Genomic DNA, 14,613 nt, shown 5'->3' with positions numbered 1-14,613 from the left:
GACTTATTCGCAATGTTATGGGTCTCGCGGGGCGTAAGGTAAATAGCGGGGGGTGCCGCTTCTTACTCAGGTAGCGTACAGGCCGGAGTCTGCCTTGAAGCTACTGAATCCCCCAAATCGATCCATCCAAAAGCTTGCCTCCCTCGATGGCCTTTGCGATTTACTAGGCGTGAAAAAAGGACATCTGCTTTTCATCTGCTACAAGCGTACAGATGAACTCAAATACAAATCCTTTGAAATCCCGAAAAAACGTGGCGGCCTTCGCAAGATTGACTCACCTCAAAAAGGCTTGAGGGTAGTCCAGCAAAAGTTGGCAGAGTTATTGGATGAAAATCTTGATTTCAAAACCTGTGTTCAAGGGTTTATCAAAAAGAGGGGAATCCTACAAAATGCCACTCTTCACAAAAAATCAACTTGGGTCTTAAACGTAGACATCAAAGATTTTTTTGGTTCGATAAATTTTGGGAGAGTAAGAGCGGTCTTCATTGCGAAACCTTTTGAAATCCATCCAGATGTAGCAACCGTAATCGCTCAAATTTGCTGTTTCAATAATTATCTACCCCAAGGGGCTGCCACGTCCCCGATTGTGTCGAATATCGTCGCCAGTACCTTGGATAATCGAATTATTAAGCACGTTCGAAGCCATCATCTTACTTACTCACGGTATGCTGACGACATAACTCTATCCTCAAAAAGACTATTTCCCCGTGAGATCGCTCACATCAGCGATGGCCGGACTATCGTGGGCGAGGATTTAGCTAGCATTTTTTCCAGGGCTAGATTTGAAATCAACGAAAATAAAAGCAGGCTTCAGTCAAAGTATGACAGGCAAGAAGTAACTGGATTGATAACAAATAAGAAAGTAAATATTCCTGCTGAATATAAACACAAGGTTCGTACCGCGATACATCATTGGATTCAAGACCCAAAAGAAGCTGAGCGAAAATATTTCATCGACATTTTAGGGCTGAAACCCGAAGAGGTGGAGCTGACCGATGATGGCAGCAAGCTTAAGCACAATATATATGGCAGATTGTCTTTTATCGCGATGGTGAAAGGAAAAGATGACCCGACTTATATTAAGCTAATTTTAAAAATGGCTGAGCATGACAAGTCCCCGCCTAAATTCCTAAAATCTATTAAGGAAGAGTATAAAATGTACGACGTTTTCCTCTGCCACGCGTCCGAAGATAAAAAAGCCATCGTTGAACCTCTATATGAAGCATTAGAGAAAATAGGAGTTCATGCGTTTTATGATTCGAAGGAAATTGGGTGGGGCGATTCACTTATTGAAACAATAAACAAAGCCCTTATCAAATCTAAATATGTAGTCGCGATAATGACAGATAATTCTGTGGTGAAAGCGTGGCCACAGAAAGAAATTAACGCGGTGCTTAACGGAGATATTTCTGGAGGGACAAAAAGATTGCTCCCGTTAATTCATGGTGATAAAGAAAAGATACTGAGCAATAACTACTTAATGAGCGATAAGCTTTATGTGTCGTGGGAAGATAATCCTGAAGAAATTGCACAGAAAATCAAAAATTTGTTAGCTTCGTGAATAGATAGAGAGTGCTCAGTTCACGATGCTTTTCCTGCGTTGCTTACAGGCGTGGGCAAAGGCTCAACCATCTCTTCCCCTATAGTCGGGGGGAGAGGTGCGAGCTGGTGAGCAACTGATCGAAGTCTCCTGTTCGAGTGTCTACAGGCGGCTGCATCAGGAGTCAGCAGTACGGGCGGTATTTAGACAGGGAAAGTAACGTGTATATATTCAAGAATACTGAGCGAAACAACTTTAAAGCATCGCAATACGAGACCAAGTCGCTACTTTATTTGATTGGTCTACGTCCGGACAAAAAACAGATATCGATCCTAGCTATTGATTGCTTTAATGATGTAACCGGACTCAGCTCTGGTGGGAAACTTTGGGATTTACAGTCCAAGGGAGAGGCAGGTCTAACGCCGCAAAAAATTGGTAAGTACTTATATACCTTATACAGTAATTACGACTCAAAATTTGAGTTTTATGAATTCATTTTTTTTATGCCGATGCTCAAGGACTCCTATTTGAAAGGGGATGTTGGGTATTTCTATCGTTTTGATAATTTCAAGGACGCTGAACGAGATAAAATTGTTCTTGGGCTTTCTAAAGAGTTAGCTAGAGTGCATGGTGTAGTCGATCGCTCAAAAATTAATAGTTTTCTTGAGGGTGTCGTCTTTGTCGAAGATAGGGAGCTTCCCCATGATTACGTTAAAAATGTATTGGACTTCAAGGGGAAGGATAAAAAGTCAGATTCATTCTACGATGAAATATTCAAAGAGATTAGAGATCGCCAAGTAATAAAGAAGGCTTCGTACATAGAGGGGTTAAGCATATCTCGGCCCTTAGATGTACTAAATTTTAATAGGCATATAGAAACAAAAGATATACATGTGTTATTGGTTAATAGGCTTGTCGGGATCGATCTTTTTTCCCAGCAAGGGTTTCCGATAGAGTTTTATTCTGAGGCTACAGCTCGTCATCTGGATATGGAAGACTTGCGTGATTTGATTCAGGATTGTCAGGCCAAAATAAGTCGGGCTTTTTTTAATAAAAATTCAAAAAAGGAATTTTGGAAAGTCTTGGAAGTTATCCTGAACTCTGTAGAAGAAGATCGAAAGATTAGTATTTTAGATGTTTTTAAAAATGTAGACCTTCTTGTTAAGAAGTTGACTATTTTGGATAGGGATAGTGTTCTGTTCTTGTCAGCACTCATTAAGGAAGGCTTGAGTAATGAAGATTAAAAAAATAGCATTTGGCAATTCCGAAGAAGCCTTTATTGAAGATAGGCTTCAAGATCATGTGAATGTGATTTATAGCGATGACAATAACAAGGGAAAAACCTTGGTTATACAAGGTTTGATGTATTGTCTCGGGAATGAGCCGATTTTTCCAGCAGGCTTTGAATATAAGAAATATTATTTTTATGTTTGTTTTTCGCTTAGCAGAAGCGTATTCCATATGGTGAGAAAAAACTCTACATTTATAGTTAAGTCTGATGATCGGGTTCAGATTTATGGATCGGTATCCGACTTTAAACAGTTCTTGAATAGTGATGTTTTTAACTTGCCGATAGTCACAAAGGATGGGCGTGAGAGATTGGTTGATCCTGCTCTTTTTTATGAAATATTTTTCGTTGGTCAGGATAAGCGCGATACATCAAATATATTCAATAAAGGTTTTTACAAGAATAGCGATTTTATTGAGATGCTATTTTCAATGGGGGTCTCGGTAAATAATGCTATCTCTGCCGCTCAGATTGAGATAATCAATACTGATATTAAATCTAAACGACAGCGGATAGCGACTCTCAAGAAAAACTCGGCTAGAATAAAAATCGATCCTGAAATAGGTGCTATTGCTCTTGCTAACTCGACAGTTGGCTCCTTCGAAGAGCGTAAGAAATATATCAGTGGTATATACGATGGTTTGACCGAATTAAGCAAGCAAAGGATGAGGGAGCTCAATCGAGTTAGTAAGCTAGAGGCGTTGGTGATAGAACTAACGTCGCTAAATAGAAGTCTTGAAGAAGGTCTGGTGGTGTGTGCGGACTGCGGAAGCGATCGTATTCTATACAAGGCGAAGGACGTAGAGTTCGAAGTTAGTAATAAGACGGTGAAGGATTCCATTTTGGGCTCCATTAAAAATAATATTTACATTAAGCAGCAGGTAGTTTTCGATCTTGGCAGCCAAATCGAAGCGAAGCAAAAATTGCTGACCCAGGAAATAAAAAAATCACCTCCTACTTTTCGTGACTTCGTTCTTTTTAGTGAGGGATTAGATGATGCCAAGAAATATGATGAGGAAATTACTGGGCTTCTGGCTGAAATTAAATTTCTGGAATTCGAGTTGGAGCGAGGCAGCACTCTAAGCGAAGAGGAAAAGCTTAGACGTAGTGAAATTCTTCTTAGTATTTATGAGGATATGAATAGATACTATAAAATGTTAGATGCTAGCGGGCGAATAGAGTTTGGCTCACTATTTACCAAGAAAGGAGAGACGTATTCTGGTAGTGAAGAGCAGGAGTTCTTTTTCTGTAAGGTATTGGCTTTGAGAGATTTCTTGGGGCATAATTTCCCTATTGTAATTGACTCGTTTCGGGATGGGGAGATATCCACTGCAAAGGAAGAGATGATGCTTGAGATTTTAAGTGGGATTGATAATCAAGTTATTTTGAGTTCTACTTTGAAGTCGGAAGAGTATGTTGAAGATAAGTATATAAAGTTAGCTGGTGTTAATTCCATAGATTATAGCGGTCATAAAGATTCAGCTATTCTTGATTCGGTATATGTTCAGGGCTTCAATAGCTTGTTAAGTGGGTTTAATATTGGCATAGTGCTTGAGTAGTATGTGGAAGTTTTGCTGTTGGGTGTGATGTTTACGCCCACCTACATGCCTAGATGATTCTGATCGCAGGTTCAGTTTTTGTTACACTCCCATGCTCCCTAAAACAGGGTTGGCAATCGGAGTTCAACCGCATTACTGATGGCGGTGAAATCCGGTATGGATATTGGTCTGATGAGTTTGACGGTACCTGAGTCTGTCGAGGAGTGGACACCTACAGATTCGATAAATCCGATGAGTGTTGTCACGAGTGAATAGCCATGAGAGCTCTTGTGAGCTTGTTTGGCGATTTTGAGTGATTGCTGGTACAGATACCCTACAATCGTGTTAGCTCTGGGTCAAAGGTGTGATGAACTGTCACTAGATCGACCTAGTAGAACGCTCCAAGACATCTTATTTCGAAGGCAACGTGAGGGCCAGGTTCTGCATCACTCGCTTCACTTGCATCGATGACCACGTACCGCCCCGGCTTGTGGTGATGCCCTTACCATTTAGGCAATCAGCCACCTGTTGCAATGTGCGACCGCCCTTGCGGATACACAGGTCTATCGGATCACGCACTGATTCTTGCCACGAATTCACACGCTCTTGAATAGCCTCACTAGCCTTAGCCCGGTTGGCATCGGTACGGCCTTTCTTCAGTGCGTCAGTACGACGGGCGATTTTCTCCACTGACTGCGCGTCACCATCATCTGCACGGGCTTTGAGGGCTGCCAGAGCTTCCTTGGTGCGACTGGCGATGAATGATCGCTCCTGTTCTGCCAGTGCCGCAAACAAGTGAAGCTGGAACTTGTCGGCCTGTGGCATGGTTGCCACTTTGAAGTCCATCGCCTCATCCAACAGGCGGGCGATGTGGTGAACGGAACGGGATAACCGGTCCAACTTGGCAATTACCAGCTTTGCTTTCGTCTGTTTGCACAGGGCCAAAGCTTTGGCACCTTCTGGACGATCTTCGATTGCCAACTTACCCGACTGCGTATTTCGCTCATCGTGACCGGTCATTTCGCTAACAACGTGACCGGTTTCTCCACCCGATTGCGCGGGGTCTAAATTCTAACCGCATCGGTCACGATGCCGCTTCTTCTTCCGTCTTTTTACGTCGCAGTGACTCGCCCTTCATCACGATTCGATACGCACTGTGCACCAACCGATCCAGCAAGGCGTCGGCCACGGTCGGGTCGTTGATCCAGCCGTGCCAGTGATCGACCGGCAGTTGGCTGGTCAGTACCGTCGACCGCGAGCCGGCTCGGTCGTCGATCACTTCCAGCAGGTCGTGCCGGGCGTTTTCTTCCAGCGGTGCCAGACCCCAGTCGTCCAGGATCAGCACGTCGACTTTGGCCAGTTGTTGCAGCGTACGGCCGAAGCTGCCGTCTCCGTGGGCGATGCGCAGTTGTTCCAGCAGGCGCGGCGTGCGCAGGTATAACGTGCTGTAGCCTTGGCGGCAGGCTTGGTTGCCCAAGGCACAGGCGAGCCAGGTTTTGCCGACGCCGGTTGGGCCGGTCAGCAACAGGTTGTGCTGTTGGCGGATCCAGTCACCGCTGGCCAGGGTTGCGAGCTGGCGTTCGTCCAGGCTTCTGCCTTGGCGGCGGTCGAGGTCTTCCAAGCCGGCGCCGGCGTATTTGAGCTTGGCTTGTTTGCGCAGTCGCTCCAGGCGTTTGTTGTCGCGCCAGGCCAACTCGCGGTCGAGCAGCAGGCCGAGCCGCTCATCGAAGCTCAAGCTGTGGCAGGCCGGCAGTTTCCATTGCTCTTCCAGCGCCTTGGCCATGCCGCTGAGGCGCAGTTGATGCATCTGGTTAAGGGTGTGTTGCGTCATCATTGAACAGCTCCTTTTGGGTGTAATAGTCAGCACCGCGCACGTTCTCGTGGCGGCTTGGATAGGCGGCGGCGGTGGCCTTAGGCAGCGGTTGCTGGTCGAGCCCTTGTTTGAGCAGGTTGCGTACGGTGCGGCTGTTGAGCGCGCGCAGCTGGACGGCGCGATGGGCCGCCGCTTCAAGGCGCTCGTTGCTGTACTGGCGAGCCAGCGAGAGCAGCCCCAGGCAGGATCGGTAGCCCATCTCCGGATGGGGTTTGTGGGTCAGTTGATGTTCGACGATCTGCCGGACGTGTGGGCCGATCCGCTCGCCCCAGTCGAGCAGGCGCTGGGGTGTCCAGTCGCGATGGGCCTTGTGCGAGGCCGGCATGTGTTCGCTCTGGGTGCTGTAGGCGCCGCGCCGCGGGAGCAACAGGTGGCTGGCGACTCGCCGGTGGCCATGCAGGATTTCGACGGTATGGGCGCTCACTCTGGCGTCGACGCTTTGCCGGGCCAAGGCCGAGGGCACGCTGTAAAAGCCGCCATTCACTTCGACGTGGTAGTCGATGTTGACCTTGCAGCGTTTGAAGGTCACGACCTCGTAAGGGTGCGCCGGTAACGGTTTCAGCGCCGGCTGGTCGAGTCGTTCGAACCAGTCCCGTCGGCATCCGTCGAGCTTTTTGAAAGGGCGACGGTTCAAGTCCTCCAGCAAGCCAGCGATGGCCTGATTGAGGGCATGCAGGCTGAAGAACTGCTGATGCCGCAACCGCGCCATGATCCAGCGCTCGACCACCTGCACCGCCACCTCTGCCTTGGCTTTGTCCTGCGGCTTGCGCGGTCGCGCCGGGAGCATGATGGCGCCGTAGTGCTGGGCGCACTCCAGTGCGGCGCGGTTCAGGCCAGGCTCATAACGGTCAGGCCGGGCGACCAGGGCGCGCGGGTTGTCCGGTACGATCATTTCGGGGACGCCACCGAAGTAGCTGAGGGCCTGGCTCAGCGCCGTCAGCCAGTCCACTTGGGTCTCGCCTGGCGTGGCGCACGCGTAGGTGTAGTTCGAGGCGCCGAGGGCCGCGACAAAGATATGCGCCTGGCGGATCTCGCCGGTGGCGGCGTCGATCACCGGCAACGTAGGCCCGGCGTAGTCGATGAACAGCTTTTCGCCCGCGCGGTGCTGCTGGCGCATCGAACGTTTGAGTGTCCTGGCGTAGCTGCGGTAATGCTCGACGAACTGGGTGTAGCGGTAGGTCGGCTGGTCGGGATGAGCGGTGGTGTATTCCTCCCACAGCAGTTGTAGCGTCACGCCTTTGCGACGTAGTTCGCGGTGCAAGGTGATCACGTCGGGCAACACGCGGTCGCCGCGTGTGTGGACGATCTTGGCGGCGGGCACCAGGGCGGCGCCGAGCGCCACCTCATCCAGTAGAGCCAGCGCGGGCCATTCGATGCCGGTGTCGCGCGCCGCCTTGATGTACTTGCTGACAACGCCCTTGGACAGTTGTAAGGCACGGGCGATTTTCTCGAGGGACAGGTCGGCCTCGAACTTGAGGCGCAGGCATTCTTTGATATTACGCATGGCTACTCGCTGCGCCGCCATCCTTCGATTCCCCGAAATGGGACTGAGGGTGGCGGCGCGTCAGGTCATGCGCAACGGAGTGGAGGGTATTTCGCTAACAACGTGACCGGTCATTTCGGTAAGGGCGTGACCGGCTGTTTCGGAACAGGCGGAAATCGGTCACGTTGTTAGCGAAATGAGCGGTCACGCGTTAGCGAAATGGTCGGTCACAATGTACCGAAACGGGCGGTCACGATGGGCCGAAATACGCACCCGACACGACATCTACGAATTCCCCGATGATGTTCCAGCCGTTCTGTGAGGCTGCACGAGTGATGTACTCACGTTGAGCTTCAAGACCCAGCCCACTTTCACCTTGTCCCTGACTCGATACACGGCAGTAGCTAACTACATCGATGTGGTCGGTGGTGGTCATGTCTTGGCTCCTGAAAATGTCTCTGGGAGTCAGTATAACATTCGTTGAATGGTCGTTCTAGGTTTGTTATAGCCGTTCTTGACGAAGAAGTCTGATCGCACTGGCGATCCCTTCGGCGTTTGAGTCGAGGACTTGCAAAGCCGACACGGCGTTGTCTGCCAAATCCACAGAGCCACGTTCAGCCACCCACTTGGCGAGTTCTTCGATAGCAGCACCAATGCCATTCTGACTGATCACCAGCAGCTCTAGGGCGTTGGCTATGGCTTCGTTCTGTTCTGACATGGCTGTCGTCCTTGATGGGTGAACAAAGATCGTAGCTTAGACGTTACTAAATGACGTATATCGGCACTTGTCGTGAGATCGACAAACCGGTCATGGTTAACGCCAACACCCTGTGACGGCATTGCTACGCCGTTTGTGCAAAGGTCTGTGATGGATGATCATCCAGCGTTGGCTGGTGACTCGTTTTCCTCTCGTTTTCACCTGTTTTGCTTTCACCTGTGATGAAATTGCAGAGAATGTTACGGGAATGCTTAACCTGAATTGCTCAGACACCTGTAAAAATGCGGCTGGAGCAGTTGTTTGCACAATAAGTTGTCACATGAACGACCAGGATGATCCTGTTGTGATCCGTGATTCATCACCTGATTTAATCCTGTTGCAAATGGTGACTATATTGCAGACGTGAAAAAGCCCCTGTGACGCGGTTAGCGCAACAGAGGCTGATACGGGTGGTGATGTTGTTGGTGGCATTGTAAAAGCTCTCAGAAAGTCTTGTAGGAGCTTGCAGCGTGTATTTGGTTGTTACGCTGGAATATCTAAAGGCTTGAACAATTCATTAACTTCTTTATCGATTTCAGCCAGTCGTTTTGCTTTCGCGTCCTCAATTTTATTTTGTTCTTTCAGTTCGGCAGACTGGATGAGTTGTTGACGTACCATGTCTTGGTAACGAGCACGCTCAGATTCAAGAAACTCAACATACTTCGTCTTCTCATTCACTCGAATTTCAGCAATGTCCTGAGCCTGCATTGCTTCTGGCTTGATCATCCAGCAACCGTATTTGAGTGCTTCAAAGCTGATAAGTTGGTTGCTTGCAATACGGTGGCCTTCAGCAGTCTTTGCTGATACCAGTTCCAAGAAATCATACGACAATGGTGCTTTGACATACGTCATTGATTGCGTAGTGTTGTGATACACATGAATCCAGCCTGCTACACGGCTTTCAAACTCTGCATCATCCCACTTTGGTGGAACGCCATGTACGGTAATCTTATCTGTCTTGATGTCGGTAGTGGTTTTGGTCATGTTTACTTCCTCGTTTGTTGTGAGATACGTGCTTTCATCTTGGTTAAGATGTCAATGCGATATTGTTCATCGTTCGATAGCTTTGGTTTTGTGACTTCATCGCTGGTAGTTACCTTGTTCATCTTGGTAATGGGCTTACCACCGGGAATGCTAGCGAGCAGTTTGTTAATCTCGGCAATTTGCTCTTCAAAGCGATTAGTCAATTGCTTTGGTTGTTCTGGTTGTTGCGTTACTTGACTTGGTTGCAACTGTGCTTGACGCTTCAGATCAGGATTTTTCAACATTGCTTGTACATGTTCTTTCGCTTGTTTTTGAACAAGTGCTTCTGCTTGCCTTGCTGCTCTTCTTTCTTCTATCTTTGCGTCAACTCTTGTGCGCTCGTTAGCAATATCTAATAGTCGTGCAATCTCTCGTTCAAGTGCTTGTGCTTGGTTCTCTTCAGTTGTCATTTGTATTCCTCTTGAGCTAGGTGCAGTGCTGAAACACCATGTTCTGTTGTCAGCTGGTCGATGATGTCAGTGGCACGACGGTATTCTGTTTTATTACCTATCGCGGCTGCTGTCTGCTTGACGTAAATGTAATGTTTAATTTGCTGAATCGCCAAGAGACGTTCAAGGTCATACGTAGTGAGTAAGTTCACAATATTCATTGTGGGTTTTTCCTTTTGAAGAGTTAATTGTAGAAATAGGCTGGCATATGGTTGATTTAGTACTTTACATGCCCAGTTTATGTGGCTTGTAGACGAGGTAAAACAGGTACCCTGTACCCTAGCTAGGGGTCGCTATTTTTATCCGGTTTCGACCAGTGAACTCAGGAACGAGGGGCTAATGGCTGCGAGCTCACCAGCGGACACCAGAGTCCCATTACGATTAGCCTTTGACTTCAACCGATAGTACTTATCCAGTACAGTGCTTGATGCAGCATGGAAGGTGTGATGTTGATCTGGTGTGGGTATATTAGATGTTGTGATAACAGCTTTGATCAGTTGTGATGGCGTGTGCAGTACGAGGTAATTGCTCAATGGTATTTCCTTATTTTCGTTGAATTAAGTTCCTTTGATTTACAATGGAAGTAGGTGTAATTACAGCTGTTATCAGCTGCTGGTCTGTGGTGTCCCAAGTGCACGACTCATCACAAGCGCATCAACAGTCAATCCCAGATTGTTCGCTACAAGCCGCAAGCTTTCAAAGTGCTGAACTGTGAAAAGCAACTTCAAAGGGATGTGTTGTTTTTGACTAGATCGCCAGATGCGGACCCTGCAAGTTGAACTGCATGTTTTGATATGGGACCGTTTGTTAATCATTTTTTTGTTACAGCTCAAACAATTTTTAATGCGCATAAATGTGCCTCCTTGATATTGGTAAGGTGGTTGGTTGAATGGTTGCATATGTTGCCGAATGGCCAATAAAAAAGGCCAACCTGTTGAGGGTGACCTTTTTTATTTAGTGGAGGATAGTTGCCAGCATACTGTCGAGAAATGGCTAAATAACCTAACAGTAGCACCATGAGGGAGTGGTGATGAGGATGTTGTTTGGCTCTCTCCTATATATCTGCCATTATATCAAGTTAGTTGAAATAAGTCAATACAGTTGCCACTAAATGCAACCTTTTTTATCATTATTTTTAAATGTGAAAGTGTAATCTGGATTTATTCGCAATGACATGCAATGTTGGGCTTCAGGAAAGCATGCAGATGATTATGATGTATTTGGTTTTGGTCGTAGATGATCGAGGCTGATTGTTTAACGAGTGTATTGTTTAAGGGTGAACATATTTGTCTATTTACAGACAATTCACTCTCTATCAATCATGATTGGCAATCACGCCACCGTCAACGGTGTGATGTTGATGTCTGATGCTTGGTTCACTTTGTTCTCTCGCCCTGAATGTTCTCAGAGAATGTTCCCGTGTTACCAAATAGAAGCAACGTCAACACCTTATTCGCTTACGCATCACTGCTTATCACATCAGTATGTCAATCAATTAAATTTCACTAACCATACAGCCAGTGTCAGCAAGTGAGCCGGAGGCGAATGCTTTACAGAGGTGGGAAAGCGAAGCCCACCATGCTTTTGATCTGATTTCAGAGTATCACTCTGAATGCGTACTTCTGTTGTGTACAACAGAATGTAATGTCTTTGTTTGATGGGGTCTATCCCCATCCTTTTCTCTACCTATCTCTAATGCCTCACTGGGCTAGCTAGCCCAGAAATATTCAATGCTCAAAGATTAAGCTTTGGGAGGAGAACTTGTGAAACTGCACATCTTTCCTAATAAGCTTCTTAGGATCAATGTGCAGAATTGTCAGCGTACGGTGTTGAATCTACAAGGTTGCTAAATGTTAAGCAGCCTGAGCTAAACGCCAATCCTTTCTCCAATTCGAGATCGTGTTTCGATGTGAGTCTGTGATACTTGCAATTTCAGCATTCTTCTTGCCTTGTGCAAATAGCTCGAATACTTGCAGTTTCCTTGGGTCTTCAGTCGTTCTGCGATCTTTAAGGACAGGGATGGTTTCAGACAAGCTCCAGTCAATCACGGCATGTGGCATGTAGCTGGAGACAAGATACTCAGCTACTCGCCCATCCTGCACAAACAGCTGTATTGGCTTGGTATTGCTTCTGTCTCGCACTGCTGTCCGAGTCGCTGCCTGTAAGCTAGGTTCCAAGAATCTAGTGACGATGAATCCTTTACGAAATACACGACCATACTTTGTTGTTAGAAACTCCAGCGCGAGCTGATCGGATGGCGATGGGTTTCCACCAAACAGAAGAATCGCATCAGTTTCGCCCTGATACTCGTTCAAGCCTCGACTGTCGATTGAGCAGCGATACACGGTTCCCTTTGGTAGCCATCTGAAGCTTGCCCAGTTGTTGCTGAACAGCAGCGGAGTTCCAATAGACCGTTGGAGAGCGGCCTTCAGAATGTCATCAATCACCAGAGGCTCTCCCTGCTTCTGCTGCTCAGTAGTGCTTCCATCATGTGCAGTCATTGTTACAGCGGATTTGCTGTAGTTACGCCCCTTCGGCATGACAGGGTAGATCGTGACAGCAGAGGTGTAGCCGTCAAACGCTGGCGTGAAATCCGACCTTGCGTATGTGACGCCATGCACCTGAGCAAAATCATCGAACTGACTTCCAGTTACACTGGCTGCAAGAACGTGCACCTCTTCCGCCGCAGCGAAGGTGTCCCAGCAGTTGGACTCGACTACTGATCGAACATACCGGTTTCCATTGGGTATCTCGGAATCAATGAATACTGGATGCCCATCCTTCAGGCATTCGTAGATACGAGCCCCATCTTTGCTCAACATCGAAGTGCGTTCAGCTCCTGCTGATACAGCCTTGAAGGTCGCCAATGATGTTTCAATCGCACCTGCACAACCGTCCCGTATATGTAGACGTCCATCCCGCTCAACTGCGTTCACAAACAGTTGAGCGAGCTCCGATGGTTCGAATGGGTACGCTGGAAAATCAACCACGGGCGGTAGTTCGTCGATGACTAGCATCCAGCCTTGGAGCAAACTTGGTCGTACCGCGAGGACGCTCTGATGTGTCGTGATAATCAGATGGTTTGCCTTCTTCTTCAAAGCGGCTGTCAGCTCCGTACCAACGTGATCACAGGTGGTGGAGTTGATGACACGGTGAGGCAGGCCAGCTGGTAAACGGCTAACAAAGCTATCGGTGAGGTCGAGGGTGGGGAGTGCTAGGGCAATGGAGCGTCCCGCAGAAAGCAGAGACGGAATTTGGCTAATGAGTGCCTGAGTCTTGCCCGCTCCCGGAGCGGATACAGCGGTGTGGATCACTTTATTGGGGGCGATACTGGTCATCTTAATTTCTCCTTCTTTAAGTTCAATTCATAGGCAATTCCTCTCGGGGTGCTGCCAATTGGTTTTGGTAAATCGCAGACGCAAAAAAACCTCCTTGCAAGGCACCAATTTGGATCGGTGGTCGCGTGGAGGTTTCCAGATTGTCTGTCTGCTCACTGAAGCAGGCGGAGGATTATACTGCATTTAAAAGCAATGTCAACTATTATGTTGCTATTAGTTGTTGTTATGTGCTTGGCAGCGAAAGATGTCCCAGTGCTTCGACCATTGCTTTGAATGGGAGGCGGCTAAACCATTTGGATGGGGCGGGGCAGCCAATTCCTAATTCATCATGGCTACCCCTCAAGTTTGATCAGTCGATTAGGTGCAACACGTCCCTGACATTCAGGTGGGAGTAGCGAGCAACTGATCGCGTATCCCTGTGTCCTGAGACGATCATTATCTGTGCGTTGTTGAAACCCTTCTTCGCGACGTTAGTAATTCTGGTGTGCCTGAGCTGATGTAACCTGACACTGCTATCCAATCCAGCCTTAACACGTGCCAGTCGCACCGCTTGAGTTACAGCGTGTGGAGTGACAGTGAAGATCAGGTTGTTGGGGTGACGCTCCACAGTGGCCCATAGCTGGGCGAGTTCAAGAATTTCTACAGCGCGGTGGGTGAGGGGAACGGATCGTGTGCCGTTCTTTCCGTCGATCACATCGGCTATACGGTCTTTGAGGTGTATGCAGTCTTTCGTCAGCTTCAGAATTTCGGACCGTCTCATGGCTGTTTCGTATGCCAATTCAACAATGAGCTTCATAGTGGGAGAGAGCTTTTCCAGCAATCGCTCAAGCTCACTTGCCCGGATCACCTTGTCTGAAGACCGGTCTGGCTTTGGAAGTGCGATATCACTTACAGGGTTATGAATGTCGATCAATAAACCGCGTTTGGCGAATCGGTAGAACCTCGACATGAATGCGAGCTGAGTTCTGCAAGTGGACGGCTTCACCTTCTTCAATCGCATGATCTTGAAGTCGTTGATCATCTGCGGGGTGATTTCGTGAATGGGTTGCGTGAAGTGTCTGCCCAAATGCTCAACGATTTTCAGTGCGTGGTCGTAGCTACCTTTCCCCTTGAGCATGGTTTCGCAGTAGGTCATGCCCAACGTATAGATGGTGTGTTGCTTGCGATCCATCGTCACGGCTTCAAGCTGATTGGCCCATGACTGAGCTTCGGCTTTGGTGGCGAAGGTTTTCGACTGGGCAGATTTACCCTTTACCCGTACCTGAGCGTTCCAGTTGCCGGACGGAAGTAAGCGAATATTGGCCATTTTTGACGCCTCATAATG

The 14,613-nt window shown here is 47.9% G+C and carries 13 protein-coding genes and 1 pseudogene; 4 read left to right on the top strand and 10 right to left on the bottom strand.

Annotated elements, in window-relative coordinates; translation table 11 throughout:
* The first annotated feature begins 94 nt into the window (after positions 1–94).
* The 3 genes from ACYZTK_RS05660 to ACYZTK_RS05650 all read left to right on the top strand — a co-directional run bounded on the left by ACYZTK_RS05660 (position 95) and on the right by ACYZTK_RS05650 (position 4,387).
* Positions 95–1,561, top strand: coding sequence for a TIR domain-containing anti-phage reverse transcriptase (locus tag ACYZTK_RS05660; protein ID WP_462013546.1), 1,467 nt, complete (start codon positions 95–97; stop codon positions 1,559–1,561).
* Between the two features lie 200 nt (positions 1,562–1,761).
* A complete protein-coding gene (locus ACYZTK_RS05655; RefSeq protein WP_462013545.1) occupies positions 1,762–2,784 on the top strand; it encodes a hypothetical protein in 1,023 nt (340 codons plus the stop codon).
* Entirely contained in the window at positions 2,774–4,387 is a 1,614-nt protein-coding gene (locus tag ACYZTK_RS05650; RefSeq protein WP_462013544.1) for a hypothetical protein, read from the top strand. The genes ACYZTK_RS05655 and ACYZTK_RS05650 overlap by 11 nt, the downstream gene beginning before the upstream one ends.
* A 390-nt stretch (positions 4,388–4,777) precedes the next feature.
* On the opposite strand, the gene ACYZTK_RS05645 is transcribed toward ACYZTK_RS05650, so the two are convergent.
* From ACYZTK_RS05645 to ACYZTK_RS05625, 5 genes and pseudogenes are all read right to left on the bottom strand, one after another.
* Positions 4,778–5,386 (bottom strand): recombinase family protein, encoded by a 609-nt coding sequence (locus tag ACYZTK_RS05645; RefSeq protein ID WP_462013543.1) that lies wholly within the window; start codon positions 5,384–5,386, stop codon positions 4,778–4,780.
* A gap of 64 nt (positions 5,387–5,450) precedes the next feature.
* Positions 5,451–6,200 carry an IS21-like element helper ATPase IstB gene (istB, locus tag ACYZTK_RS05640; RefSeq protein WP_462010764.1) on the bottom strand — a complete coding sequence of 250 codons (750 nt, stop codon included), beginning with the start codon at positions 6,198–6,200 and terminating at the stop codon, positions 5,451–5,453.
* Between the two features lie 19 nt (positions 6,201–6,219).
* Positions 6,220–7,764 (bottom strand): annotated as a pseudogene (gene istA, locus ACYZTK_RS05635) (IS21 family transposase); the annotation flags it as partial.
* 208 nt (positions 7,765–7,972) lie between these two features.
* Positions 7,973–8,158, bottom strand: coding sequence for a recombinase family protein (locus ACYZTK_RS05630; protein WP_462013542.1), 186 nt, complete (start codon positions 8,156–8,158; stop codon positions 7,973–7,975).
* Positions 8,159–8,224: 66 nt separating this feature from the next.
* Positions 8,225–8,440: a hypothetical protein gene (locus tag ACYZTK_RS05625; RefSeq protein WP_462013541.1), complete on the bottom strand. Its 216-nt coding sequence runs from the start codon at positions 8,438–8,440 to the stop codon at positions 8,225–8,227.
* 154 nt (positions 8,441–8,594) lie between these two features.
* Here ACYZTK_RS05625 and ACYZTK_RS05620 point away from each other — a divergent pair, with 154 nt between their 5' ends.
* The gene (locus ACYZTK_RS05620; protein ID WP_462013540.1) at positions 8,595–8,846 is read left to right on the top strand and encodes a hypothetical protein; all 252 of its coding nucleotides are present in this window, start codon (positions 8,595–8,597) and stop codon (positions 8,844–8,846) included.
* Between the two features lie 116 nt (positions 8,847–8,962).
* Here ACYZTK_RS05620 and ACYZTK_RS05615 read toward each other — a convergent pair whose 3' ends face one another.
* The 5 genes from ACYZTK_RS05615 to ACYZTK_RS05595 form a co-directional block, all read right to left on the bottom strand.
* Positions 8,963–9,463, bottom strand: coding sequence for a hypothetical protein (locus tag ACYZTK_RS05615; protein WP_462013539.1), 501 nt, complete (start codon positions 9,461–9,463; stop codon positions 8,963–8,965).
* Positions 9,464–9,465: 2 nt separating this feature from the next.
* A complete protein-coding gene (locus ACYZTK_RS05610; RefSeq protein ID WP_462013538.1) occupies positions 9,466–9,912 on the bottom strand; it encodes a hypothetical protein in 447 nt (148 codons plus the stop codon).
* The gene (locus ACYZTK_RS05605) at positions 9,909–10,112 is read right to left on the bottom strand and encodes a hypothetical protein (protein ID WP_462013537.1); all 204 of its coding nucleotides are present in this window, start codon (positions 10,110–10,112) and stop codon (positions 9,909–9,911) included. Before ACYZTK_RS05605 ends, ACYZTK_RS05610 begins: the two co-directional genes overlap by 4 nt.
* A gap of 1,692 nt (positions 10,113–11,804) precedes the next feature.
* Positions 11,805–13,289, bottom strand: a complete 1,485-nt coding sequence (locus tag ACYZTK_RS05600; protein WP_462013536.1) for a helix-turn-helix domain-containing protein — start codon at positions 13,287–13,289, stop codon at positions 11,805–11,807.
* Positions 13,290–13,638: 349 nt separating this feature from the next.
* Entirely contained in the window at positions 13,639–14,595 is a 957-nt protein-coding gene (locus ACYZTK_RS05595) for a tyrosine-type recombinase/integrase (RefSeq protein ID WP_462013535.1), read from the bottom strand.
* Positions 14,596–14,613 lie beyond the last annotated feature (18 nt).

Source organism: Pseudomonas sp. LB3P31 (assembly GCF_054897945.1).
This window is presented reverse-complemented; position numbering and strand designations above follow the sequence as displayed.